At 62.9% G+C, this 22,905-nt stretch carries 24 protein-coding genes; 14 read left to right on the forward strand and 10 right to left on the reverse strand.

The window, feature by feature from the left end; translation table 11 throughout:
• Positions 1 to 69 precede the first annotated feature (69 nt).
• Positions 70 to 993 carry a lipid A-modifier LpxR family protein gene (locus Q9295_RS13605; RefSeq protein ID WP_306681116.1) on the reverse strand — a complete coding sequence of 308 codons (924 nt, stop codon included), beginning with the start codon at positions 991 to 993 and terminating at the stop codon, positions 70 to 72.
• A 210-nt stretch (positions 994 to 1,203) separates the two neighbouring features.
• The gene (locus Q9295_RS13610; protein ID WP_306681117.1) at positions 1,204 to 1,818 is read right to left on the reverse strand and encodes a YqgE/AlgH family protein; all 615 of its coding nucleotides are present in this window, start codon (positions 1,816 to 1,818) and stop codon (positions 1,204 to 1,206) included.
• 141 nt (positions 1,819 to 1,959) lie between these two features.
• On the opposite strand from Q9295_RS13610, the gene Q9295_RS13615 reads away from it, so the two are divergent.
• Positions 1,960 to 2,799 carry a protein-disulfide reductase DsbD domain-containing protein gene (locus Q9295_RS13615; protein ID WP_306681118.1) on the forward strand — a complete coding sequence of 280 codons (840 nt, stop codon included), beginning with the start codon at positions 1,960 to 1,962 and terminating at the stop codon, positions 2,797 to 2,799.
• 100 nt (positions 2,800 to 2,899) lie between these two features.
• Here Q9295_RS13615 and moaB read toward each other — a convergent pair whose 3' ends face one another.
• The 3 genes from moaB to Q9295_RS13630 are packed head-to-tail and all read right to left on the reverse strand — an operon-like array spanning position 2,900 to position 4,900.
• Entirely contained in the window at positions 2,900 to 3,439 is a 540-nt protein-coding gene (gene moaB / locus Q9295_RS13620; protein WP_306681119.1) for a molybdenum cofactor biosynthesis protein B, read from the reverse strand.
• The gene (locus tag Q9295_RS13625) at positions 3,440 to 4,060 is read right to left on the reverse strand and encodes a LysE family translocator (RefSeq protein ID WP_306681120.1); all 621 of its coding nucleotides are present in this window, start codon (positions 4,058 to 4,060) and stop codon (positions 3,440 to 3,442) included.
• A gap of 6 nt (positions 4,061 to 4,066) precedes the next feature.
• Complete coding sequence (locus Q9295_RS13630; RefSeq protein ID WP_306681121.1) at positions 4,067 to 4,900, reverse strand: uracil-DNA glycosylase; 834 nt, start codon at positions 4,898 to 4,900, stop codon at positions 4,067 to 4,069.
• 151 nt (positions 4,901 to 5,051) lie between these two features.
• Here Q9295_RS13630 and Q9295_RS13635 point away from each other — a divergent pair, with 151 nt between their 5' ends.
• From Q9295_RS13635 to Q9295_RS13660, 6 genes are all read left to right on the forward strand, one after another.
• Positions 5,052 to 6,014 carry an aspartate carbamoyltransferase catalytic subunit gene (locus tag Q9295_RS13635; protein ID WP_306681122.1) on the forward strand — a complete coding sequence of 321 codons (963 nt, stop codon included), beginning with the start codon at positions 5,052 to 5,054 and terminating at the stop codon, positions 6,012 to 6,014.
• Positions 6,011 to 6,472 carry a hypothetical protein gene (locus Q9295_RS13640; protein WP_306681123.1) on the forward strand — a complete coding sequence of 154 codons (462 nt, stop codon included), beginning with the start codon at positions 6,011 to 6,013 and terminating at the stop codon, positions 6,470 to 6,472. The genes Q9295_RS13635 and Q9295_RS13640 overlap by 4 nt, the downstream gene beginning before the upstream one ends.
• Positions 6,473 to 6,768: 296 nt before the next feature.
• Positions 6,769 to 7,272 (forward strand): hypothetical protein, encoded by a 504-nt coding sequence (locus Q9295_RS13645; protein ID WP_306681124.1) that lies wholly within the window; start codon positions 6,769 to 6,771, stop codon positions 7,270 to 7,272.
• 92 nt (positions 7,273 to 7,364) lie between these two features.
• Positions 7,365 to 8,636 (forward strand): dihydroorotase, encoded by a 1,272-nt coding sequence (gene pyrC, locus Q9295_RS13650; protein WP_306681125.1) that lies wholly within the window; start codon positions 7,365 to 7,367, stop codon positions 8,634 to 8,636.
• A gap of 10 nt (positions 8,637 to 8,646) precedes the next feature.
• On the forward strand, positions 8,647 to 9,267 hold the full coding sequence (gene plsY / locus Q9295_RS13655) for a glycerol-3-phosphate 1-O-acyltransferase PlsY (RefSeq protein ID WP_306681126.1): 621 nt from the start codon (positions 8,647 to 8,649) through the stop codon (positions 9,265 to 9,267).
• A 15-nt stretch (positions 9,268 to 9,282) separates the two neighbouring features.
• The gene (locus Q9295_RS13660; RefSeq protein WP_306681127.1) at positions 9,283 to 9,858 is read left to right on the forward strand and encodes an NYN domain-containing protein; all 576 of its coding nucleotides are present in this window, start codon (positions 9,283 to 9,285) and stop codon (positions 9,856 to 9,858) included.
• A 59-nt stretch (positions 9,859 to 9,917) separates the two neighbouring features.
• On the opposite strand, the gene Q9295_RS13665 is transcribed toward Q9295_RS13660, so the two are convergent.
• The 3 genes from Q9295_RS13665 to Q9295_RS13675 all read right to left on the reverse strand — a co-directional run bounded on the left by Q9295_RS13665 (position 9,918) and on the right by Q9295_RS13675 (position 12,676).
• On the reverse strand, positions 9,918 to 11,264 hold the full coding sequence (locus Q9295_RS13665) for a glutamate--cysteine ligase (protein ID WP_306681128.1): 1,347 nt from the start codon (positions 11,262 to 11,264) through the stop codon (positions 9,918 to 9,920).
• Between the two features lie 138 nt (positions 11,265 to 11,402).
• Positions 11,403 to 11,954, reverse strand: coding sequence for a hypothetical protein (locus Q9295_RS13670; RefSeq protein ID WP_306681129.1), 552 nt, complete (start codon positions 11,952 to 11,954; stop codon positions 11,403 to 11,405).
• Positions 11,951 to 12,676 (reverse strand): 16S rRNA (uracil(1498)-N(3))-methyltransferase, encoded by a 726-nt coding sequence (locus Q9295_RS13675; RefSeq protein WP_306681130.1) that lies wholly within the window; start codon positions 12,674 to 12,676, stop codon positions 11,951 to 11,953. The genes Q9295_RS13670 and Q9295_RS13675 overlap by 4 nt, the downstream gene beginning before the upstream one ends.
• A 12-nt stretch (positions 12,677 to 12,688) precedes the next feature.
• On the opposite strand from Q9295_RS13675, the gene ubiA reads away from it, so the two are divergent.
• The 7 genes from ubiA to Q9295_RS13710 all read left to right on the forward strand — a co-directional run bounded on the left by ubiA (position 12,689) and on the right by Q9295_RS13710 (position 21,307).
• Entirely contained in the window at positions 12,689 to 13,660 is a 972-nt protein-coding gene (gene ubiA / locus Q9295_RS13680; protein ID WP_306681131.1) for a 4-hydroxybenzoate octaprenyltransferase, read from the forward strand.
• An 89-nt stretch (positions 13,661 to 13,749) separates the two neighbouring features.
• Positions 13,750 to 15,723, forward strand: coding sequence for an OmpA family protein (locus Q9295_RS13685; protein ID WP_306681132.1), 1,974 nt, complete (start codon positions 13,750 to 13,752; stop codon positions 15,721 to 15,723).
• Between the two features lie 44 nt (positions 15,724 to 15,767).
• The gene (locus Q9295_RS13690) at positions 15,768 to 16,097 is read left to right on the forward strand and encodes a hypothetical protein (protein ID WP_306681133.1); all 330 of its coding nucleotides are present in this window, start codon (positions 15,768 to 15,770) and stop codon (positions 16,095 to 16,097) included.
• Between the two features lie 230 nt (positions 16,098 to 16,327).
• Positions 16,328 to 17,806, forward strand: coding sequence for an NAD-dependent succinate-semialdehyde dehydrogenase (locus Q9295_RS13695; RefSeq protein WP_306681134.1), 1,479 nt, complete (start codon positions 16,328 to 16,330; stop codon positions 17,804 to 17,806).
• Positions 17,807 to 18,020: 214 nt separating this feature from the next.
• Complete coding sequence (locus tag Q9295_RS13700) at positions 18,021 to 18,515, forward strand: peptidoglycan-binding protein (protein ID WP_306681135.1); 495 nt, start codon at positions 18,021 to 18,023, stop codon at positions 18,513 to 18,515.
• A gap of 243 nt (positions 18,516 to 18,758) precedes the next feature.
• A complete protein-coding gene (locus tag Q9295_RS13705) occupies positions 18,759 to 19,295 on the forward strand; it encodes an RNA polymerase sigma factor (RefSeq protein ID WP_306681136.1) in 537 nt (178 codons plus the stop codon).
• Complete coding sequence (locus tag Q9295_RS13710) at positions 19,292 to 21,307, forward strand: vWA domain-containing protein (protein WP_306681137.1); 2,016 nt, start codon at positions 19,292 to 19,294, stop codon at positions 21,305 to 21,307. Before Q9295_RS13705 ends, Q9295_RS13710 begins: the two co-directional genes overlap by 4 nt.
• A gap of 93 nt (positions 21,308 to 21,400) precedes the next feature.
• Here Q9295_RS13710 and Q9295_RS13715 read toward each other — a convergent pair whose 3' ends face one another.
• Entirely contained in the window at positions 21,401 to 21,877 is a 477-nt protein-coding gene (locus Q9295_RS13715) for an Hsp20 family protein (protein WP_306681138.1), read from the reverse strand.
• A gap of 182 nt (positions 21,878 to 22,059) precedes the next feature.
• Positions 22,060 to 22,869: a trypsin-like serine peptidase gene (locus Q9295_RS13720; protein WP_306681139.1), complete on the reverse strand. Its 810-nt coding sequence runs from the start codon at positions 22,867 to 22,869 to the stop codon at positions 22,060 to 22,062.
• Between the last annotated feature and the right edge of the window lie 36 nt (positions 22,870 to 22,905).

The following is a 22,905-nucleotide window of genomic DNA, read 5'->3' on the forward strand; positions in this document are numbered from 1 at the left end:
ATTCCCTTAGGGCAGAATGCCACCGGTGCCACGGGTGGGCCAGGCTTTCGGATCACCGAAATTGCAGCCTTAGAACGTGAGGTTCAGGCTTAAAGAGCCGACCACCTGGCTTTCCCGCTGTCCCACGAACTCTTTGCCAAGCCACGTCAGCCCCAGAAAGATCGCGCGATGCTCGCCTTGCCAAGCAAGGCCCGCGCGCAACCGCTCACGCCGGTCACGCAACACTGCAGCGCCGCCTTTGGGCAAAAGCGCGCTGTCGAAGACATGGGCCACATCGCCACCAAGGGTAAGGGTGAGGCCGGGATCGGGATTGCCTTTGATGGCACGGTAGCGCTGGCCCGTGCTTTGTTCGCGCAACATGAGCGCACCGCGCCCATAGCTGCCAATCGCCAGATCAAAGCCGATGCGGACAAAGCTCTCAAGCCCTGCCTGCGCCTCGGCAAAGGGCCGCAGAGTGGCCGCGCCAAAAGCGATATCGCGTCCGATCTCGGCCACCAGCGTCGGATGGGCATCATCGGGTATCTGATCGGCCGCCACCATTGGCCGGGGCATGTCCAAAAGGTCATGGAGCCCGTCATGCAACCGGCTCATCCCCGATTGTGGGCCGGTGATCGCCACATCCACCCCCAACGAGGTCTCAAGTCCCGCCATTTCAAAATGCGTGTGCAGGCCAAGCGTCAGCACGCCCGCATAGCGCCGGTCGCCCGCAGCGCCCAGCGTGAGATTTTCGGGCGAGATGAACTCGCTGCGCAAACGGTATTCAAGGATTTCGCCAAAGTCAGGCCGCGAGCCGCTCCACAAGGGTCCGCGCAAATGGCTGACGGTGTAGGAGGCGCTGCGCCAACGATCGGCGCCATCGCCCAAAGCGTCATTGCTGAAAAGCCGCCCCCAGCCCAAGCTCACCCGCTCTTGTGCCTGCGCCGGTGCGCCGCTGCCAAGGGCCAAGGTCCATGTTGTCAAAGCCACAACACTTGCCAGAAATGCCTGTCGCATCATGCCCTTCCCCCCCGTCGCATAAGCCGCAAACTGATCCTTCCGACCACGACAATCGAGACGGCCAAGGCAAGGATCAGACCGGCATGTGGTACTTTCACGCGCTTCACGGATGCATCAAGCCCGGAGCGCCCCGCCTAACCCCATAAAATTATTACCAAATAGTTAACAACGCACCGCGAAGAGCCTCTAGAAGAACCTTTGCTTCCGCTAAGCCCGCCCTGCCTGATGCGAGAGCGTCACCGGATCGATCCCCAGCCGCCGCAGCGCCCCGCCCCATTTCGCGCCATCCTCCGAACCGAAAACCAGCTCTGGATCGGCGGGGCAAACGAGCCAGTCATTGCGCAAAATCTCGGCCTCAAGCTGGCCCGCGCCCCAGCCCGAATAGCCCAAAGCCAAAAGGGCCGAAGACGGGCCCTGCCCGATCGCCAAAGCCTCAAGCACATCTAAAGTGGCGGTCATCCGGTAGCCACCTGGCACGGCAAGGCCCAGCTCCGCCGCCCCCTGCCAATCCTCAGAATGCAGCACGAATCCGCGGCCCCGCTCCACCGGACCTCCGAAATGCACCGCGATCTCACGGGCCGCTTTGACGCCCTCGAGCGCCGGCTCGGTCGCCAGAGACGCGTCCCGCCGGATGGCCAGTTGCTCCAAAAGCGCAGCGAACGTCATCTCGGCCGAGGGCTTGTTGATGATCAATCCCATCGCGCCCTCGGCCGTATGGGCGCAGATGAAAATGACACTGCGCTGAAAGCGCGTGTCCTCCATGCCGGGCATTGCAATCAAAAGCTTACCCGCAAGATCCTGAGCATCGTCGATAGTGCGCATCTGATCCTCTCCCACCGCCAGCATGCGCGCAGCCCGCGCCAGCCTCAAGAGGGAACCGGCTGCGGCAGGACGGCCACAGATCACGGCTCGTCGCCGCGAAGTGATTTCCAGCCGCCCCTTGCAACGCCTATCTTGCCGCCCATGACCAAATCGATCCTTCTGGCTGCCCCTACTGCCACTCTGGCTTTGCTCGCATTTTTGGGCGGCCAAGCCCTTATGTCGCCCGCTTCAGCCCAGACCTCCAGCCAGGAAGAGGTGCTGCAGGCGCAGCTTTTGCCCGGCTGGCAAACCAAGAATGGCCATCACATGGCTGGGATCCAGATCGATCTGGCACCAGGCTGGAAGACCTATTGGCGCAGCCCCGGCGATGCCGGCATCCCGCCGCATTTTGATTGGTCAGGCTCTGAAAACCTGAAATCGGTGCAGCTGCACTGGCCCTCGCCGATCGTTTTCCACACCAATGGCTATCAAACCATCGGCTATCTTGGCGGCGTGGTGCTGCCGGTCGAGCTGGTGGCCCAAGACCCCACGCGGCCCGTCCTGTTGCGCGCCAAAATCGATCTGGGGATCTGCGAAGACATCTGCATGCCGGCCTCGGTCGCGTTTGAGGCGCGAATCGCAGCCCCCGGCGCCGCCAACCCGCAGATCCGCGCCGCACTGGATGCCGGTCCCAAAACCGCCCGCGCCGTGGGACTGTCGGATCTCGATTGCAAAATCGAGCCGATATCAGACGGGTTGCGCTTGACCGCGCGCCTCGCACTCCCTCCCCAAGGTCGCCAAGAAACGGTGGCCTTTGAGGCCACAAACCCGCAGATCTGGTTCTCAGAGGCCCAGACTCAGCGCCAAGGCAACCAGCTTATTGCGGTGACCGAGATGGTCGGCCCCTCGGCGCAACCTTTTGCGCTGGATCGCTCAAGTCTGACGCTCACTTTGATCTCCGAGCGTGGCTCGGTCGAGCTGCGCGGCTGCCCTGCCCCTTAAGCTCCGGTGCCTCGCCAGAGGCGCCTACGTCTGACAAATCTGCCCCCGTGGCAGAGCGCGCCAAAGCCGCCGCACGGCCCCTCAATGGGGCCGAAGGTGGCTACTTGCGACGACGGTGCTCGTCGAGCCGCGGCATGATTTCCACGAAATTGCAGGGGCGGTGGCGGTAATCGAGTTGCAGGCGCAAAATCTCATCCCAAGCGTCGCGGCAGGCACCGGGACTGCCGGGCAGCGCGAACAGATAGGTGCCGCCCGCCACACCACCGCAAGCCCGGCTTTGCACCGCCGAAGTGCCGATCTTTTGCATCGAGACGATGGTGAAGACCGTGCCGAAAGCGTCGATCTCTTTTTCATAGACATCGCGATGCGCCTCAACCGTCACATCGCGCCCGGTCAAACCGGTGCCACCGGTGGTCAGGATCACATCCACGCCCGGATCGGCGATCCAGGCCCTAAGCTGCGCCACAATCGCCGCGCGATCATCGCGCAGGATACCGCGCGCGGCGAGGTGATGCCCGGCCCCGGTCAACCGCTCAACCAAAGTGTCGCCCGAGCGATCATCCTTTGCCTCGCGGGTATCAGAGACCGTCAGGACGGCGATGCGGACCGGGATGAAGTCGCGGCTTTCATCAATGGCCATTCAACGCTCCATCACCGCCAGCCGCAGCGCCAGCATGGTAAAAATCCCCGCCGTGACTCGGCCCAACCAGCGCGACAGCCGTGCCGAGGCGGCGAGTTTGGCGCCGATCGTGCTGGCAAAACCGCCGACGATGCCATTGACCACGAATCCCCCCGCGCAGAACACCAGACCCAGCAGCAGGAACTGCGGCAGCACCGGGCGGCTGGGGTCCACAAATTGCGGCAAGAAGGACAGGATAAAGAAAATCACCTTGGGGTTCAGAAGATTGACCACAAGCGCCTCACGGAAGATCCGCAGCGAGGATTGCTTGGCCACCTCTTTCGGCGTGGCAATGCCCGAGCGTAGGCTCTGCACCGCCAACCACAGAAGATAGAGAACCCCAGCCCAGCGCACCGCCTCAAAAGCCGCCGGATGGGTCTTCAGCACCGCCGCAAGACCCAAGGCCGCAAGCAGCACATGCACCATGCAGCCAACCGCAATCCCAAGGTTCGCCGCCTGCCCGGCGCGCCAACCGCCCTTTAGCCCTTGGCCAAGGGTGAACATCATATCCGCCCCCGGCGTGAGGTTCAGCGCCAGAGCGGCAGGCAGGAAGGCAAGCAGGGTCAAAGCCTCAACCGGCATGTGAAATCATTCCTTTGCGGCGCGCAGCCGCGCTTTCAGAGATAAAAGATCACCCCAAGTCGCGCGCCGATCTGCGGCGCTGCGCAACATCGAAGGCGGCAAAAGCGGCAGCAGCGGGCGGCCAAGCGCGGTTTGCCACGCGCCGCGCGCACGCAACAGCCGCCGCTCGCCGGTCAGCGCCTCGAGCGCAAGATTTCCGGTGACCACGATCATCGCAGGATCAACCAGCGCGATGTGACGCTCAAGGAAGGGGCGCATCATCGCTACATCCTCGGGCGGCGGCAGGCGGTCGCCCAAAGGGCGCCAGAAAATCAGATTGCTCAGATAAACCGCAGCTTCAGTATCGGGGCTTTGCCGCGACAGACCGATGAAGCCCAAAAGCCGGTCGAGGATTTGCCCCTCATCCCCGGCGAAGGGTTGGCCCGCAAGATCTTCGTCCCGGCCCGGCATATCGCCGATCACCATGACCCGCGCCTTGGGATTGCCATCCCCAAAGACGGTGTTGCGCGCGCCTTTTTTCATCTCGCAATGCTCGAAATTCAGCACCGCTTCGCGCAGATCCTCAACCGAACTGGCCGAGCCAGCGGCCGCGCGGGCCAAGGCGACGGGGTCAATGGCCTCAACCTTCACCTCGGGCGGTGGGGCCGGTTTGGCAGCGCCGCGCTGCGCCTGTGGCGGAGCTTGCACAGGGGCCGCACGCACCACGGGTTGCGGGTCGGGCAGGCCGTAGCGGTCAATCGGCGTCTCGCACAGCGTCTCATCGACGCCGGCATCGAACTGCCACGCCAAAGCGGCCAGCGATGCGTCCCAGTCGCTGCTTATGTCTGAGGCGATTCCCATGATCCGCGCAGCCTAAGCTGCCAGCGCTTCAGCGACAAGCGCCGCGCCTGCCTGAGATCGCCCGCCACGACCGTGCGCCTTGAACAACCGATAGGCTTGCCCGTGCCGCGGGGCTTTGCCATAGAGGGGGCGAAACCCGAAGGAAACCGACATGGCCTTCCGCGCCCGCCACCTGCTTGGCATTGAGCCCCTCGCCCCGCTGGAAATCACCTCTGTTCTGGATCTGGCCGACCGCTACGTCGACCTGAACCGGCGCACGGTGAAGCAATCCGATGTGCTGGAGGGGATGACCCAGATCAACATGTTCTTCGAGAACTCCACCCGGACGCAGGCCAGTTTCGAGCTGGCCGGAAAGCGGCTGGGGGCGGATGTGATGAACATGTCTGTCGCCTCTTCCTCGGTGAAGAAGGGCGAGACGCTGATCGACACCGCTTTGACACTGAACGCCATGCATCCCGATTTGCTGGTGGTGCGGCACCCGAACTCGGGGGCGGTCAACCTTCTGGCCTCGAAGGTGAATTGCGCCGTGCTGAACGCGGGCGATGGCCGGCATGAGCACCCGACACAGGCGCTTCTTGACGCTTTGACGATCCGCCGCGCCAAGGGGCGGATCCAGCGGCTGACCGTGGCGATTTGCGGCGATATTGCGCACAGCCGCGTGGCGCGCTCGAACCTGATCCTGCTGAACAAGATGGAGAATCGCATCCGTCTGATCGCGCCGCCGACGCTGATGCCCTCGGGCGTCGATGCCTTTGGCTGCGAGCTCTTTGACGATATGCGCGAAGGGCTGAAGGGCGCCGATGTGGTGATGATGCTGCGTCTGCAAAAGGAACGGATGGACGGCGGGTTTATCCCCTCCGAGCGCGAGTACTATCACCGCTACGGGCTGGATGCCGAGAAGCTGGCCTTCGCCAATCCCGATGCCATCGTCATGCACCCCGGCCCGATGAACCGCGGGGTCGAGATTGACGGTGATCTCGCGGATGACATCAACCGCTCGGTGATCCAAGATCAGGTCGAGATGGGGGTCGCGGTGCGGATGGCCTGCATGGACCTTCTGGCCCGCAACCTGCGCGCCGAGCGTGGGCGGCAGATCGTCGGAACGATGGTGTGAGCACTGAGGCGCCTCAGGCCGCGCTGCCCGCGCATCTGACCGCGCGCGATTGGAGCGGCGATCTGATGCCCGAAGAGCAGCTATTATGGTCGGGGCGGCCCAGCTTGGCGCCGCTTTGCCTGATGGCAACGGTCGCCTTTATCTTCTGTCTTATCGTCGGCCCTGCCGGTCTGATCGCCTTGGCGCCGGCATCGGTCTTGGTCGGGCTTTATGGCCGCAGCGCCTATGCGCTGACCGACCGCCGCATTCTGGCCTATAGCCATCCGATCTTTGGCACAGCGCGGGTTGAGAGCATGCCGCGCGCTGGCACCTATCCCAGACCCTTTTGGACCAGCAGCTCCAATGGGATCAGCTTTACCGCACAACATCGCAAACCGTTGAAATTTGCGATGCTCAGCCGCAAGACGGTGAAGGAACTGATCGCGCTTTACGCGCAAAGCGAAAGACCCATGTCATGAGCCATGATCGCAAGCCCAGCAAAGACGACATGCGCAAAGGCGGCATGGTGGCGACCGTGGTGCTGGTGCTTTTGGCGCTTTTCACCACGCTTTTCGTGCTGATCAGCTAAGCGAGCGGCAGGCCTTTAGCCAAGCGCCGCTTGCAGCGGGCAAGGCTGGGCGAGTTGGCTTGACAAGCAACGCCCTGCCGCCGTCCTCTGCGCGGGTAGCCAGTGCGGAGAAGCTGATCTGATGCCCGATATTTCTTTCTGCGCCGCCGCCCCCAGCGCCGTGGTGGCCAGTCCCTTGGTGCAGCCATGAGCGACAAACGCCCCGCAGATCCGCAAACCCCACCGCCTTTGCCTGCCGAGGCTATGCCGCCGCCGCCTCCCCGCGAAGTGCCACCGCCGCTGCCGCCCGAACTGCCACCGCTGCCCCCGCGTGAGGTGCCGCCGCCTCCGGGCGCGCAGCTGTCGCACCCTCATTCGCCTCCCCCGACCTATAGCGCCGAGCCCCCCAGCGTCCCCGATGTGCCGCCGGTCTATCTGCCCGAGCCACCCCGCCCTGCACCGCAACGGGTGGAGTTTCCCCCGGCCGAAGTGCCCTTGATCAAGGGCCAGTTGTCGCGCGGAAGGGGGACACAGCAGCGGTTTGGTCCCAAAGGCGCAAAGCGCAAGCGCGGCATGCCAATGTGGTTCATCCTCGCCTGCGTCTTTGCGCTCTTCCTGATCGCGGCCGAGATCGAATCCTTCTGGGCCTTCCTGATCGCAATTGGCGTCTTCATTTACCTCACAAGACGCAATCGGCAGCGTCGCGACTAGCAGGCAAATCTGGACAGCCGCAGCCGCAAGGCCTACACGCCAAGGCAGGATGCGGGGCCCTTGGTGCCCTGCCAAGACGGATGCCGAACCCCATGAGCACGCTCCACTTCCACAATGCCCGCCTGATCGACCCCGAGACCGGCACTGATGCGCCCGGCACGTTGACGGTCAAAGATGGGGTGATCCTTGGTCAAGATGGCAAGGCTCCGAAAGGCGCCACGCTGATCGATTGCGGCGGCAAATGCCTTGCGCCGGGGATCGTCGATTGGGGCGTGAAGATCGGCGAGCCGGGTGAGCGGCACCGCGAAAGCTTCCGCTCGGCAGGGCTGGCGGCAGCGGCAGGTGGCGTGACCACGATCATCGCGCGGCCCGACACTTTGCCCGCGATCGATACGCCCGAAACCTTGGAATTCGTGACCCGCCGCGCGCAGGAATCTGCGCCGGTGCGCATCCGCCATATGGCGGCTTTGACCAAGGGCCGCGAGGGCCGCGAGATGACCGAGATCGGTTTTCTCTTGGATGCCGGGGCGATCGCCTTCACCGATGTTTTCGCCGTCTCGACCGAGACGAAGGCATTGTCCCGCGCGCTGACCTATGCGCGCAGCCTTGGCGCTTTGGTGGTGGGCCACCCGCAAGAGGCAGCGTTGTCGAAGGGCGCTTCGACCACTTCCGGCAAGTTTGCCTCGCTGAAAGGCCTGCCCGCCGTCTCGCCCTTGGCCGAGCGAATGGGGCTGGAGCGCGATCTGGCTTTGGTCGAGATGACCCGCGCCCGCTATCACGCCGATCAGATCACCACCGCCGCCTCGCTGCCCGCGTTGCAACGCGCCAAAGCGGCGGGTTTGGATGTGACGGCTGGCACCTCGATCCACCATTTGACGCTGAACGAATTTGACGTGGGCGATTACCGCACCTTCTTCAAATTCACTCCGCCTTTGCGGTCTGAAGAAGATCGCCAAGCGATCATCGCCGCCTTGGCCGATGGCACGATCGATGTGATCGCCAGCTTCCACACCCCAGCGGATGAGGAATCCAAGCGCCTGCCCTTTGAAGAGGCCGCCGCCGGTGCCGTGGCTTTGGAGACGATCCTGCCCGCAGCAATGCGGCTTTATCACGGCGGGCATCTCAGCCTGCCCGCATTGTTCCGCGCAATGGCGCTGAACCCGGCACAACGGCTTGGCCTGCCGCAGGGGCGGATCTCGGAAGACGCGCCTGCCGATTTGGTGCTGTTCGACCCCGACGCGCCCTTCCAAATGGACCGATTCGCGCTGCGCTCGAAATCGAAAAACACCCCGTTTGACGGCGCTCGGATGGAGGGTAAGGTGTTGGCCACATGGGTCGCCGGCGCCCAGGTCTTCACCGCCTAAGGGGATGCATATGCCAGAACTGCTGACCGCCACCGATACGCTGATTTTGACGGCGGTCTTGGCCTATCTTTTGGGCTCCATCCCCTTTGGCGTGCTGGTCACCCGCGCGATGGGTCTGGGCAATCTGCGCCAGATCGGCTCGGGCAATATTGGCGCGACCAATGTGCTGCGGACCGGCAACAAGGGCGCCGCTTTGGCGACTCTCTTGCTTGACGGCGGCAAAGGCGCTTTGGCGGTGGTGCTGGCGCGCTGCTTCGTTGGGGCCGAGGACGCCGCGCAACTGGCGGCATTGGCGGCCTTTATCGGCCATCTCTTCCCGATCTGGCTGGGCTTCAAGGGCGGCAAAGGTGTTGCCACTTTCCTTGGTCTGATGCTGGCATTGGACTGGCAGATTGGCGTGGCCTGCTGCCTCACCTGGCTTGCCGCCGCTGCGATCACCCGGATCTCCTCGGTCGGAGCTTTGGTGGCCGCCGCCACCTCGCCTTTGTGGCTATTTGTGTTTGATCATGGCCGGTTGCTGATCTTGGCTGTGATTTTGACGGTGCTGATCTACATCCGCCACGCCGCCAATTTGGCGCGGATCAAAGCCGGAACTGAGCCGAAGATTGGCCAAAAAAAGCCGCAGAGCTAAGCGAAGGGCACTGGGATGAGTGACATTTGGCTCCTGTCGCTCTTTGGCCTTTTTCTTCTCGCGGTCCTCTTGGCCCTGCTGTTGCGGGGCTACGGAGGCAAACCGCGCGGCAAAAAGCCCAAGCGCAAAAAGCTTCCGTCGCGACGGCCAAGTCAGCCCGGCAAACGCAAGCGCGACACTCGGCCAATCGCGGTGGTGGACGGCTCAAACGTTATGCATTGGGACAGCTCCACGCCCCAGCTTAAGCCCGTTGTCGCGGTCCTGCAGCATCTAGAGGCGCGGGGCTATCAGGCTGGTGTGATCTTCGATGCCAATGCGGGCTATAAACTGGCCGAGCGGCATATGAATGACGTCCATCTGGCGCGGGCGCTTGGGATCGATGTTGAGCGCGTCTTGGTGGTGCCCAAGGGCCAGCAGGCCGATCCTTTCTTGCTAACCTATGCCAGCGACAGCGACGCGATTGTCATCAGCAATGACCGCTTTCGCGACCGGATCGCGGACTATCCCAAGATCGCCGCCCCCGGCCGCTTGATCCGTGGCGGCGTGCGAGAGGGCAAGCTCTGGCTCGACCTACCGGGACGGCGTTCCTAAAACGCAGCAACGGAGTCCTTGCAGACTCCGTTGCACTGTCTTTGCGATCCTTTGCTGGGTCAGAGGCTGGACGCCTCATAGATCGGGTCAAGCGATCCGCCCCATGCGCCGCGATAAAGCTCAAGCCAATGATCCGCCTGCGTTTTGCCTGTGTTCAGGCTTTGCACCAAAGGCGCCAAGAGCCGTTCTTCGCCGTAACCGCGCCCTGCAAGACCCGCTTGCGACAAAGCCACCGTGGCGCGGGCAAGGTCGAGCAGTTTGACGCCCTCAGCCTCGGCCTGCAGGCCCGAGACGGAAGCCGCCACCCGCAAGGCTTCCCGCGTTTCGCCGTCAAAGCCCTTCACCAGATCCCAAGCCGCATCCAGCGCGGTTTGGTCATACATCAGACCCGTCCAGAAGGCTGGCAGCGCCAAAAGATGCGCACGATTGCCAGCATCGGCGCCGCGCATCTCAATGTACTTCTTCACCCGCGCTTCGGGGAAGACGGTGGTCAGATGGTCGGCCCAATCGGAAAGCGTGGGCTTCTCACCGGGCAAAGCGGGCAGCTCACCCTTCAGGAAATCGCGGAACGATTGGCCCAAAGCATTGTGATAAACCCCGTCGCGATAGACGAAATACATCGGCACATCGAGCACCCAATCGACGTAAGCCTGAAAGCCCATCGCCTCGTCGAAGACGAAAGGCAGCATGCCAGTGCGGCTGTCATCCAAGCCGCGCCAGATCCGCGAGCGCCAGCTTTTATGGCCGTTTTCCTTGCCCTCAAAGAAGGGGGACGAGGCGAAAAGCGCCGTCGCCACCGGCTGCAAAGCGATGGCCACCCGCATCTTCTTGACCATGTCCGCCTCGGACGCGAAGTCGAGGTTCACCTGCACGGTCGAGGTGCGATACATCATCTGCGTGCCATGGGTGCCAACGCGGCCCATGTAATCGGTCATCAGCCGGTAGCGGCCCTTCGGCATCACCGGCATATCTTCGTGCCGCCATTCCGGGGCGGCCCCGATCGACATGAAGCGAATGCCCAAGGGGCCAGCGATCTGGCCAACCTCGTCAAAGTGATTGTCCAGCTCTGCCGCCGTCTCAACGACCGAGACCAAAGGCGCGCCCGAAAGCTCAAACTGGCCGCCCGGCTCAAGGCTGATATTCGCGCCATTGCGGGTCATGCCGATGATATTGGCGCCCTCGCGCACCGGGGTCCAACCAAAGCGGCTTTCCAGCCCCGCGAAAAGTGCCGAGATCGAACGCTCGCCCGCATAAGGCAGCGGCTTGCGGCTGTCGGTCAGCCAGCCAAATTTCTCATGCTCGGTGCCGATGCGCCATTGATCCGCAGGCTTACAGCCAGACTCCAAAAGCCCTGCCAGATCATCAAAGCTTTCGATCAAACCGCCGCCGGACTGAGGGATGGACATAGGAGGCTCCGTCTGCTGCGAGGGTGTCTTTAGCGGCACAGGTGTCTTGTGCAGACAGCCCTGTCAAGAGAGCGGGCGAAAACATCGCAAAGGGTTATCGATCGGGCACAGCGATCAGGGGGTAATCAACGCCTTAGCTTAAACCGGGGCAAGCCCCTTTTGCGCCCGCCGCCAGACCAGCCTGTCGCCACCATCCAAGGCGGGCAGGCTTTGCCCGCTGGCGGGGCTATCACCCTGTAAAGCCGCGACAAGATCGGCCGAAGAGAGGCCCGGCAAGGTTGCGAAAGCGTCGAATAGCGCCTCGGCCCCTGTGGAATCGATGGGCACCAGCAAGACCTGCCCGTCGCCTTGGCGCAACCGCCATGCCCTGCGGCCGCGCAAGGACAACAGCCGGATCTCGATCAGCTCATCGACACTGATGCTGCCGCCGAGCGTCGGCCCCATAAAGGTGATGCGGCTTTCATCAAGCTGTACCAAGCCCGGCGCATCGCCGCGCCCGGCAAAGCGCATCCGGCGCAGGCCCAAGAGCGCCCAAGCCAAGCCAAGCGCAATGATCGCCGCCCCGGCAGGCCCCAGAACCCATCCGCCCAGCGACAAAATCCAAAGGCCAAAACCGGCCAAGCTGAGGCCAAAGAGCGGCTCAGCCCAGCGGCTGAAAAGCGCGCGCACCTCGGCCCGGATCACCCTCATCGCCAGTCGCCGTAATGCGATTGCCAAAGCGTCAGCGCCGCAAGCGCCGCCGTCTCGGCCCTTAAGATACGCGGCCCCAAAGAGAGCGGAGCGACATAGGGCAGAGCACGCAGCCGCTCTTTCTCTTCAGGCGAAAAGCCGCCCTCGGGGCCGATCAGGATCGCCGCTGGGCCGGGAACAGCTTCGGGCCAGGCAGCCGCTTGCCCCGCCAAAGCCTCATCCGCCCAGAACAGCCGACGTGCGGGATCCCAAGACTTCAATACACGGTCCAGCGACTGCAATTCCTCGACCTGCGGCACAAAGGTCGCGCCGCATTGCTCGGCCGCTTCCACCGCATGGGCGCGCTCTTTCTCCAGCCGGAAGCGGTCCCCCGCCAGATAGCGGGTTGAGACCGGCAGCAGCCGCGCCACGCCCAGCTCCACCGCCTTTTCCACCAAGAAGGCGGTGCGCTCTTTGCGCAAAGGCGAGAACAGCAGCCACAGATCGGGCGGCATCTGTTGCGGCTTGGTCTGCGTGCGGCAGATCAAGATGCCCCGGCGCTTGGCCGCCTCGGCCACCTCGGCGCGCCATTCGCCATCGCGGCCGTTGAACAGCAGCAATGCGGCGCCAACCTGCAGCCGCATCACCGCGAAAAGATAATTCGCCTGCCCCTCGTCAAGGGCCACGGCTTGCCCCTCGGCAAGGGGCTGGTCTATGTGAAGTCGGACCTTAGGCTCTGTCATGAGGGGAAATCTATGTCCCAGACCAATGAAACGCCAGAGCCTGCGCTTGCAGGAATCGTGGCAGACGCCTCAAAAAACAATTGGGTGGACCGCTTTGCCCCGGCAAAGACCCGGCCCTACCTACGATTGAGCCGGGCAGACCGAGCGATTGGCACTTGGCTGCTCTACATCCCCTGCCTTTGGGGGCTGGTGCTGGCGGCCAATATCGACGGCTTCCAGCTTTGGGATCTGTGGATCGCGCTTGGCTGCGGCATTGGGGCTTTTGTGATGCGCGGCGCTGGCTGCACATGGAATGACATCACCGACCGGCATATCGATGGGCTGGTAGCCCGCACCCGTTCGCGCCCGCTGCCTTCGGGGCAGGCGACGGTGAGACAAGCGCTGATCTGGATGGTGGCACAGGCGCTGATCGGGGCGCTGATCCTTTTCAGTTTCAACGGGTTGACGATCCTGCTCGGCATCGCCTCCTTGGCCTTGGTCGCGATCTATCCCTTTGCCAAACGCTTCACTTGGTGGCCACAAGCCTTCCTTGGACTGGCCTTCAACTGGGGCGCGCTTTTGGCTTGGGCGGCGCATGCAGGGACGCTGCACCCCGCCGCATACCTGCTCTACGCAGCAGGCATCATCTGGACGCTTTACTACGACACGATCTATGCGCTGCAAGACATTGAGGATGACGCGCTGATCGGCGTCAAATCCACCGCACGGCTTTTCGGCACCCATGTCAGCCGCTGGCTGGCGGGCTTCCTTGTTGCGGTCATCGTGCTGCTCAGCGCCGCCGTGATCCTTGCCATCCCCGCGTCCCGTGGCCCCTTGCCGATGGTGCTTGGATTGGCCGGTGTTTGGGGGATGGGGCTGCATATGCTGTGGCAAATGCGGGTGCTGGATATGAGCGACAATGAGTCGTGCCGCCGCATCTTTATCTCAAACCGCGATGCCGGATTTGTGTTTGTGCTGTTTCTTGCCATTGCGGCCTTGGTCTGATTGATCCCAAGGCCCATTCCCCCTACGAAGCTGATGGGGGCTGACCGCAGCGATGGGCCGGCCCACCACCCCCTTTTGCCGAGCATACCTTGCCCCAGCGCCTTCTTCGACTGCCGACCAACTTGCTTGCTGCGCTGGCCTTTGGGCTGGCTGGCGTCTTCATGTTGGGTGTCGCCCTTCTGGCTGCCTTGGTGATCGAGTCGCGATCCGACAGGGCGATCACCAAGGCGCTGCATGGCGCGGGGATGGAATGGGCGACCAGCACCTCGGACGGGTTGCAAGTGCATCTCACTGGCACCGCCCCGGATGAGCGCGCCCGGTTTCGGGCGCTGAACCTGGTGGGCTCGGTCGTGGATGCCAGCCGGATCCGCGATTCGCTGGATGTGACCCCGGCCGTGGCCTTGGCTGCGCCGCGCTTCTCGGTCGAGATGTTGCGCAATGATGACGGCATCCAACTTATCGGTCTCATGCCTGAGAAGCCCGAAGAGGGCGGCATGGATGAGACCAGCCTCGTTGAGGCCGCCACGGCTTTGACCCCGGATATGGAGGTCAGCAACCTCTTGGAGGCCGCCGCTTGGCCCGCCCCCGAGACTTGGAACAAGGCGCTGACCTTGGGCGTCTCGGCGCTGAAGATCCTGAAACGCTCAAAGGTCTCGGTGGCCGCAGACCGGGTCGAGATCACCGCAATTGCGGAAAGCGAATCCGAAAAGCGCCGGCTTGAGGCAGCTTTGAACGCCGCCAAACCCGACGGGGTAAGCCTTTTGATCGAGATCTCAGCGCCACGCCCGGTGCTGACGCCCTTCACCTTGCGGTTCATCAAAGACGGCAGCGGCGCGCGGTTTGACGCCTGCGCCGCCGACAGCGTCCGCGCCCGCACCGCCATTTTGCGCGCCGCCGAGGTTGCTGGCTTGCCCGAAGGCGCCAGCTGCACCATCGGCCTTGGCGTGCCGACGCCGCGTTGGGCCGAGGGCGCAACCGCTGGCATCAAGGCCGTGGCGGAGTTGGAGAATGCGACCGTCACCTTCTCGGATGCTGATGTGACGCTGTTGGCCGATGCTTCGGTCAGCCAAGAGCTGTTTGACCGCGTGGTTGGTGAGCTGCGCGCCGCTTTGCCGCCGGTTTTCTCGCTGAACGCGCAGCTGCCGAAGAAAGACGTGGCCCAAGGTCCGGCAGAATTCACCGCAAAGCTCAGCCCCGAAGGCCGGGTCGAGCTGCGCGGCCGGCTGCCCGATGAGATGCAGCAAGCGGCGGTCGATGCCTTTGCGCGGGCCTCCTTTGGCGCCTCGAAGGTCTATGTCGCAACCCGGCTCGACAACGACCTGCCCGACGGCTGGCCGGTGCGGGTGCTGGCAGGACTGGAAGCACTCGCGCTTTTGCATGACGGCAGCCTTTTGGTGCGCGCCGACACGGTTGAGGTCAAGGGCGTCTCGGGCAGCCAAGATGCGCGCGCTGGCGTGACACGGATCCTGTCGGGCAAGCTCGGCCAAGGGGCCACCTTCCGCGTCGATGTCAGCTATAACAAAGAGCTTGATCCCTTTGCCGCCTTGCCCACTCCACAGGAATGCGCGGCACGGGTCTCCGAGGTGATGAAGAGCCAAAAGTTCACCTTCACCCCCGGCTCGGCCGAGATCACCAGCGAAACCCTGCCAATCGCTGCCAAGCTGGCGGAAGCGCTAAAGAATTGCGTCGCTGTGCCTTTGGAAATCGCCGGTCACACCGATTCCCAAGGGTCGGAAAGCGGCAATAAGGCGCTAAGCCAGGCCCGTGCCGAGGCGGTACTCCTCGCGCTGCAAGGCCGCCGCGTCGATGTCAGCCAGATGACCGCTGTCGGCTATGGCGAAGCCGTTCCGATTGCCGATAACGGCACCGAGGCTGGGCGTGAAGAAAACCGCCGGATCGAGTTTGTGCTGAAAGGCGCGGCCCCGGTCTCTGCGGATGCGGCTCCCGCAGCTGTGGCCGACGCGCCCGCCGAAGGGCATGATTTCTCGAACGACACCTCGGCCTCTGTTGCGCCGCGGGAAAAGACGATACGCCCGAAACCGCGCCCGGCAGCGGCCGAGTGAGCGCGCAACGGTAGAATACAGGATCAGACGGGACCAGACTGGGCATGAACCGCACCGAATTTGTCATCGCCACCGCGATCATCCTGCTGCTGGCCTTTGCCATGGGCTGGCTGACCCATTGGCTTCTGCACCGGTTCAGCCGGGTGGCGGGCGAGGATTTGACCGAGATGGACCGCCTGGCGCAAAGCCTGCATGAGGCCGAAGAAATCCGCGACCAAGCCGTGCTTTATCTCGAGGAACGCGAGGCGGAGCTTTTGAACCAAATCGCCCAGACCGAAGCAGAACTGCGCGCCGCGATGGAGGGCCTGCGCGATGCCCGCACCGAGGCTGAAGACATGCGCGCCTATATCGAGCGGATGCACGCCAACGGCTAAAGCCGCGCCCTTGACGCAGGCCGGGGGGCTCACCCCCCGGACCCCCGAGAGTATTTCCGTCAAGATGAATAACTTTAGCTTTTCATCTTGATCTAAATACTCCCGCCGGAGGCTCTATCCTTCCAGCCTCGGCCAAGTTCGGCGCTCGACTGGACCTAAGGGCGGCGCGGAACTGGACAGGCCATTCGCGGCATGTCATCCCGAAGCATCCCTTTTTGACGGAGGCTCCGATGCTCGATTCCGTAACCAATTTGCGTGATCTTTTGAAAGACCCCAGCCTTTTGGCGACCAAAGCGTATATTGCGGGGGAATGGGTCGATGCAGAAGATGGAAAGACCTTCCCCGTCCTGAACCCGGCGCGGGGCGACGTGATCTGCCATGTCGCCGATATGTCGCGCGCCGATGCCGCCCGCGCCATCAAGGCCGCGCAGCTGGCGATGAAGGAATGGGCCGCCCGCACTGGCAAAGAACGTGCGCAGGTGCTGCGCAAGTGGTTTGACCTGATGATGGCCAACCAAGACGATCTTGGCACCATTCTTTGCGCCGAGATGGGCAAGCCTTTGGCCGAGGCCAAGGGCGAGATCGCCTATGGTGCCAGTTTCATCGAATGGTTCGGCGAAGAGGCCAAGCGCGTCTATGGCGAGACCATCCCCGGCCATCAGCGCGACAAGCGCCTTACTGTCATCAAGCAGCCAATCGGCGTGGTGGCCTCGATCACGCCTTGGAACTTCCCCAATGCGATGATCACCCGCAAATGTGCCCCAGCTTTGGCCGTGGGCTGCGGCTTCGTCGCCCGCCCTGCTGCCGAGACGCCGCTCTCGGCTTTGGCCTTGGCGGTCTTGGGCGAGCGGGCTGGGCTGCCTGCGGGGATCTTCTCGGTCATCACCTCAAGCCGCTCGTCCGAGATTGGCAAAGAGTTCTGCGAGAATCCAACAATCCGCAAGTTGACCTTCACCGGCTCGACCGAGGTGGGCCGCATCTTGCTGCGTCAAGCCGCCGATCAGGTGCTGAAATGTTCGATGGAGTTGGGTGGCAACGCGCCTTTCATCGTCTTTGACGACGCCGATCTCGATGCCGCGGTGGCAGGTGCCATGATGTCGAAGTTCCGCAACAACGGCCAGACCTGCGTCTGCGCCAACCGGATCTATGTGCAAGCCGGGGTCTATGACGCCTTTGCCGCCAAACTGAAGGAAGCCGTGTCCAAGACCAAAGTCGGCGACGGTTTGGCCGAAGAGGTCCAGTTCGGCCCTCTGGTCAATTTCGCTGCCGTTGAGAAGGTCGAAGAGCATATCGCCGATGCGACCTCGAAAGGTGCCAAGATCGAGATCGGCGGCGCGCGCCATGCTTTGGGCGGCAACTTCTTCCAGCCGACCGTGCTGACCGGTGTGACCGATGCGATGATCGTCACCAATGAAGAGACCTTTGGCCCCGTCGCGCCCCTTTTCAAATTCGACACCGAGGAAGAGGTGATCGCTAAGGCCAATGACACGATCTTTGGTCTGGCCTCCTACTTCTACGCCCGCGACATCGGCCGGATCACCCGCGTCCAAGAGGCGCTGGAATACGGCATCGTCGGTGTGAACACTGGCATCATCTCGACCGAGGTCGCGCCCTTTGGCGGGGTCAAACAATCAGGGCTGGGACGCGAAGGCAGCCATCACGGCATGGATGACTTCCTGGAGCTGAAATACATCTGCCTGAGTATCTGATCCACCGCCTTACGGCTGGTTAAAGCAAAGGCGGGTCCGCAAGGGCCCGCCTTTTTGCTTGGGCGTCACCCGTCTAACCCCCTGATATTGCTTACGCTATCTCATAACCAAGCGACGATTTTGCTTAGCAGGGCGATGCAGACCATCTTGGCCTCATCGCACCAAAGCCTTCTCCTCGGCAGCGGTGCAGACCCTGAACCGAAAGGACAAAGTCATGCTGCCCATGATGAAAAACAAAGGCTTCGCTGCGCTTGCTGCTTTGGCCATTGCGGCCTCTGCCGCCGCCCCGGCCCATGCTTGGGGCAAGAAAGAACAAGGCTTCGTTGCTGGCGCTTTGACCGCGATTATCGTGGATGAGCTGATCGACAACAATCGCCACCGCAACAACAGTCCGCGTTATGTCGAGCCCCCGCGCTACGTTGAGCCGCCTCGCTACGTCGAACCGCCGCGCTACCGCGATCCGGCGCCGAGCTACCGCTCGGTCTATGCGACGCCGGCGGGTCAGGCCTTCAACAGCTATTCCCATGCCGAGCGTCGCGCCATTCAGCGCAGCCTGCGCAGCTACGGTTACTATCGCGGCAGCATCGACGGCTCTTTCGGCCCCGGCACCTATAATGCCATCGCCGCTTATGCACGCGATGCGGGCGCGACACGGAACCTAAACTCATCCTCGGGCGTCTATTCTTTGTATGACGGGCTGATCTACTAAGCCCGCCTCACGAAGCCCCGCATCTTTGGAGCCCCGTAACTTTGGAGCCCCGTAACTTTGGAGCCCCCTCGTTGCCTTGGATCGTCTTTTGTTCCCCAAAACGATCCAAGCGCCCCCGTTCCGCCCGTCGGGACGGGGGCTTTCTTTTGCCCCTTAGGGCCAGCAAAGGCGCCTTTTTGTGAAAATATTCTCCAAGCGTCCCAAGGATTGCCGGACGGCGCGCGTCTGTTATCCATTATGCTGATGAACACCGCTGATGAGACCCTTGCTTTAGCCGCCGCAAGCGGTGACCGCGCGGCTTTTGCTACGCTGGTGGCCCGGCATTATGACCGCATCCACGGGCTGGCTTGGCGGCTGACCGGCGCCAAGGCCGAGGCCGAGGATCTGGCGCAAGACATTTGCGCCGCCTTGCCCGCAAAGCTGCGCAACTGGCGGGCGGATGCCAAGTTCACCACTTGGCTCTACCGCGTTGTCGTCAATGCCGCCCATGACCAGCGCCGCCGTGCCGCGACCCGCAGCAAGGCGGCAAGCGGTTGGGGCGATTGGGAATTGGCCCGGCAGGATGAGATCGCCACCCAAGCCGAGGCTTTGGATTGGCTGACGGTGTCGATGCAGCGTCTGACACCCGAGTTACGCGACACGGTCGCTCTGGTTTTGGGCGAAGAGATGACCCAAGCCGAGGCAGGCGCGGTGCTGGGCGTCTCGGAGGGCACCATTGCTTGGCGGATGTCCGAGGTGAAGAAGCGGCTTAAGGCTATGGCCGCGGAGGAAGCGAAATGAGTGACGGGTTCGACGATCTGCAAGCCTTGCGCGCGGCGCTGAAAGCCGCCCCTGCCCCCGATGCGGCCTCACGCGAGGCCGCTTTGAAGCTGGCTATGGAAAATTTCGACCGGCTCCAAGGAAGCCCCACACCTTTGCGTTCCAGTGAGGACCGCCCGCCCCAAGCCATGGGTGCGGCGGGGTTCTTTAGTGGAGTGCAAGCCATGCTGAAAGCCTTGACGACCAAACCTGCCCTTGCAGCCTCGACCTCTGTGGCGGCTTTGTTGATTGGCGTGGCAGTGATCCTGCCCGTGACCCGCCCCGCCCCGACGATCTCGACCGCGCCTGCAACCGTGCAAAAGCCGGAAGCGAATGCGACGGCCGCGACGGCGGATGTCGCTGCTAAGGCCAGATCTGAAGCTGAAGGGCTGGATGTCACAGCGCCGACTGAGCCATTGGCCGATGTCACAGCCGAGCCGATGGCAGATGCCGCCAGCGCCGAGATCGCGGCCGAGGCCCCGCAGATGACGCGCCGCTCGGCCACCGCTGAAATCGAGAGCATAAGCAGCTCAATGCTCGCACCCTCGGTGGCCATAATGCCCGCCCCCCTGCCCGAGCTTGCCCCCCAGCCGCTGCCCAATACCGAGGCCTATGCGAATGCCGAGGCCAACCCGGTCAAAGTGACGGCCGAAGAGCCGGTTTCGACCTTCTCGATCGATGTGGACACGGCGAGCTATGCGATCCTCCGTTCGTCGCTGAACGCCGGGGTGCTGCCTGCGCCCGAACAGGTGCGCATCGAAGAGATGGTGAATTACTTCCCCTATGCCTATGCCGCCCCGGCAGCGGATCAGGCCTTCCGCAGCACGGTCTCGATCCAGCCGACACCGTGGAATCCGGGCACAAAGCTTGTCAGCATCGGGCTGCAAGGCGCGCTGCCTGCGGTTGAAGATCGCCCGCCGCTGAACCTTGTGTTCCTGATCGACACCTCCGGCTCGATGGAAGATCCCAATAAGCTGGGTCTGTTGAAGCAATCCTTGGCGCTGATGCTGCCGCAATTGCGGGCCGAGGATGAGATCTCGATCATCGCCTATGCCGGTTCCGCTGGCGCGGTTCTGCCTCCCACGAAGGCCGGTGAGCGTGACAAGATCCTGACGGCGCTTGATAATCTTGCCGCAGGCGGTGGCACCGCCGGGGCTGAAGGGCTGGAACTGGCCTATCAGACCGCCAAGGCGATGCAGGCCGAGGGCGAGGTGAGCCGCATCCTTCTGGCCACCGATGGCGATTTTAACCTTGGCATCTCGGATCCCGAGGGGCTGACGGCTTATGTCGCCAAAAAGCGCGAAGCGGAGGGGGTTTATCTCTCCGTCTTGGGCTTTGGTCGCGGCAATCTGGATGATGCCACGATGCAGGCCTTGGCGCAGAACGGCAATGGTCAGGCGGCCTATATCGACACGCTGTCCGAGGCGCGCAAAGTGCTGGTCGATCAACTGACCGGGGCGCTTTTCGCCATCGCCGAGGATGTGAAGGTGCAGGTCGAATGGAATCCCGCGACCGTCGCAGAATATCGCCTCATCGGCTATGAGACCCGCGCTTTGCGGCGCGAGGATTTCAACAATGACAAGGTCGATGCCGGGGAAATCGGCGCCGGGCTCCAAGTGACGGCGCTTTACGAGATCACCGCGCCGGGCTCGGAGGCTTTGCTGAATGAGCCTTTGCGCTATGGCACGGCGGCGCCGGTGCAGCCCTCCGAGGGTGAGTTGGGCTTCCTGCGGTTGCGCTGGAAAGCTCCGGGTGCCGCAGACAGCCAGCTCATTGAGACGCCGATCACCGGGACGGAACCCGCCAGTGATGACGCCCGCTTCGCCGCTGCCATCGCCGGCTTTGGCCAGCTTTTGCAAGGCTCGACCTATCTTGGCGACTGGGGCTGGGATGAGGCGATTGCCTTGGCGCTTTCCGCCAAAGGCGAGGATGCTTTCGGCTACCGAGTGGAAGCGGTCAACCTGATGCGACTGGCGCAAAGCCTGGGCCGCTAAGCGCACAAACACTTGTTATAAAATGAAAAAAGGCGCGCCGGGTGGCGCGCCTTTGCTACTTGTTAAACGTCACGAGGAAAGTCTAGGCGTCGTTCAGTTCACGGTTTCAGCTTTGGCCTCAATCGCGGCATGGCTCACGCTCGGGGTGCCTTGGGCGATCTCGATCCGGCGCGGGCGCGCGGCTTCGGGGATCTCACGGGCAAGCTCGATATGCAGCATGCCATGCTCATGGCTGGCACCGGTGACCTTCACATGATCGGCCAAGGCGAAGCGGCGCTCAAAGGCGCGGGTCGCAATACCGCGGTGCAGGAAGCTGCGCTCAGCCCCACCTTCGGCCTTGCGGGCAGTGACGAACAGATGGCCATCCTTCACTTCAACCGACAGCTCTTCGGGGGTGAAACCGGCGACGGCAATCGAGATGCGATAGGCATCATCGGCGGTTTTCTCAATGTTATAGGGCGGATAGGTCGGCTGAGCGACATCGGCCGACAAAGCGCGATCCATCAGATCAGCAACGCGGTCAAAGCCAACGGTGGCACGGTAGAGCGGGGCGAAATCAAAGCTACGCATGGAGTCATCCTTCAAAAGCGATGCGGTTGCGCCCGCCCCATCAGGGGGCCGGGCTAGGACCTCCGGGCCCTGACTGGCACCCGGATAACGCTGATTTGGGAAGGCTGATGCGCGGTTTCAAGAGGTTCGTGACACCAAGGGCTGCAAAGCCTTTGGGCCAGATTTGACGACCGCCCCGCTTTTTAAGGCGTGATAAACTTCGCGCCGCCCGATAGGCCACCCTTCAGCACCTTAACCGGACCGCGCGGCCGCTCGCCCGGCGCATCTTGGTCCATCGCCTCTTGCAGCTGCGCCAATGGTTGCTCCAAAGGCACCGCAAGCGCCACCTTATTGCCCTCCATCTCGGCCTTAGCCGAGATCACCGAGACCACCCGCGCCACCCCATCCTGCACTGTAAAAACCGGCGCGCCCGAAGAGCCAAAATCGATATCACAGGACAGGATCAGTGCCGGCTTGGTGTTGATGATCACCCGGCAATCTTGCTCGATCGAGGGCACTTCCGAGCGATCTTTGGCATAGCTGACGACCGAAACATGGTCTCCTGCACCCGGACGGTTGTCGATGGCAAAGGGCGTCAGCTGCGGCAAAAGAATGGGCTGGTCCAGTTCAAGCAGCGCGAGATCATAAGCGACGCGCGCCATATCATCTTCGCCGCTATAGATAAAATCAGGATGCGCGATCGAGCGGCGCACCCCGCGATAGGCCTCGGCCCGGCCATTGCGCCAACCGGCCTGAAAGCTGATCTGATCATCCGGCATCCGCGCACCGGTCTCTTTGTCGAAAAGACAATGCGCCGCGGTCAGCACCCGCGCCGGCGCGATCAACACCCCGGTGCAAAAGCCGCGCTGCCCCATCATCAGCTTGCCGACCGAGTTCCAGCCGCGCGCATCATTGGCCGTATGCATCCGCGTGACCGCTCCCTCTTCGGGCAGGGCGGTCCCCGCGAAAAGCGTAAAAACACTCGCAATCATCAACGGCTTAAGCCGGAACATGGGTCGATCCTTACCTTAGCGCCGCGATGAGGCCCC

It is taken from the genome of Pseudogemmobacter lacusdianii, from assembly GCF_030848395.1.
GTDB lineage: Bacteria > Pseudomonadota > Alphaproteobacteria > Rhodobacterales > Rhodobacteraceae > Pseudogemmobacter > Pseudogemmobacter lacusdianii.

What these genes read in the sequence shown, in the direction of transcription:
- Q9295_RS13605 (WP_306681116.1), bottom strand. Translation starts at nt 993, where the DNA reads ATGCGACAGGCATTTCTGGCAAGTGTTGTGGCTTTGACAACATGGACC.
- Q9295_RS13610 (WP_306681117.1), bottom strand. Translation starts at nt 1,818, where the DNA reads ATGCGCACTATCGACGATGCTCAGGATCTTGCGGGTAAGCTTTTGATT.
- Q9295_RS13615 (WP_306681118.1), top strand. Translation starts at nt 1,960, where the DNA reads ATGACCAAATCGATCCTTCTGGCTGCCCCTACTGCCACTCTGGCTTTG.
- moaB (WP_306681119.1), bottom strand. Translation starts at nt 3,439, where the DNA reads ATGGCCATTGATGAAAGCCGCGACTTCATCCCGGTCCGCATCGCCGTC.
- Q9295_RS13625 (WP_306681120.1), bottom strand. Translation starts at nt 4,060, where the DNA reads ATGCCGGTTGAGGCTTTGACCCTGCTTGCCTTCCTGCCTGCCGCTCTG.
- Q9295_RS13630 (WP_306681121.1), bottom strand. Translation starts at nt 4,900, where the DNA reads ATGGGAATCGCCTCAGACATAAGCAGCGACTGGGACGCATCGCTGGCC.
- Q9295_RS13635 (WP_306681122.1), top strand. Translation starts at nt 5,052, where the DNA reads ATGGCCTTCCGCGCCCGCCACCTGCTTGGCATTGAGCCCCTCGCCCCG.
- Q9295_RS13645 (WP_306681124.1), top strand. Translation starts at nt 6,769, where the DNA reads ATGAGCGACAAACGCCCCGCAGATCCGCAAACCCCACCGCCTTTGCCT.
- pyrC (WP_306681125.1), top strand. Translation starts at nt 7,365, where the DNA reads ATGAGCACGCTCCACTTCCACAATGCCCGCCTGATCGACCCCGAGACC.
- plsY (WP_306681126.1), top strand. Translation starts at nt 8,647, where the DNA reads ATGCCAGAACTGCTGACCGCCACCGATACGCTGATTTTGACGGCGGTC.
- Q9295_RS13660 (WP_306681127.1), top strand. Translation starts at nt 9,283, where the DNA reads ATGAGTGACATTTGGCTCCTGTCGCTCTTTGGCCTTTTTCTTCTCGCG.
- Q9295_RS13665 (WP_306681128.1), bottom strand. Translation starts at nt 11,264, where the DNA reads ATGTCCATCCCTCAGTCCGGCGGCGGTTTGATCGAAAGCTTTGATGAT.
- Q9295_RS13670 (WP_306681129.1), bottom strand. Translation starts at nt 11,954, where the DNA reads ATGAGGGTGATCCGGGCCGAGGTGCGCGCGCTTTTCAGCCGCTGGGCT.
- Q9295_RS13675 (WP_306681130.1), bottom strand. Translation starts at nt 12,676, where the DNA reads ATGACAGAGCCTAAGGTCCGACTTCACATAGACCAGCCCCTTGCCGAG.
- ubiA (WP_306681131.1), top strand. Translation starts at nt 12,689, where the DNA reads ATGTCCCAGACCAATGAAACGCCAGAGCCTGCGCTTGCAGGAATCGTG.
- Q9295_RS13690 (WP_306681133.1), top strand. Translation starts at nt 15,768, where the DNA reads ATGAACCGCACCGAATTTGTCATCGCCACCGCGATCATCCTGCTGCTG.
- Q9295_RS13695 (WP_306681134.1), top strand. Translation starts at nt 16,328, where the DNA reads ATGCTCGATTCCGTAACCAATTTGCGTGATCTTTTGAAAGACCCCAGC.
- Q9295_RS13700 (WP_306681135.1), top strand. Translation starts at nt 18,021, where the DNA reads ATGCTGCCCATGATGAAAAACAAAGGCTTCGCTGCGCTTGCTGCTTTG.
- Q9295_RS13705 (WP_306681136.1), top strand. Translation starts at nt 18,759, where the DNA reads ATGAACACCGCTGATGAGACCCTTGCTTTAGCCGCCGCAAGCGGTGAC.
- Q9295_RS13710 (WP_306681137.1), top strand. Translation starts at nt 19,292, where the DNA reads ATGAGTGACGGGTTCGACGATCTGCAAGCCTTGCGCGCGGCGCTGAAA.
- Q9295_RS13715 (WP_306681138.1), bottom strand. Translation starts at nt 21,877, where the DNA reads ATGCGTAGCTTTGATTTCGCCCCGCTCTACCGTGCCACCGTTGGCTTT.
- Q9295_RS13720 (WP_306681139.1), bottom strand. Translation starts at nt 22,869, where the DNA reads ATGTTCCGGCTTAAGCCGTTGATGATTGCGAGTGTTTTTACGCTTTTC.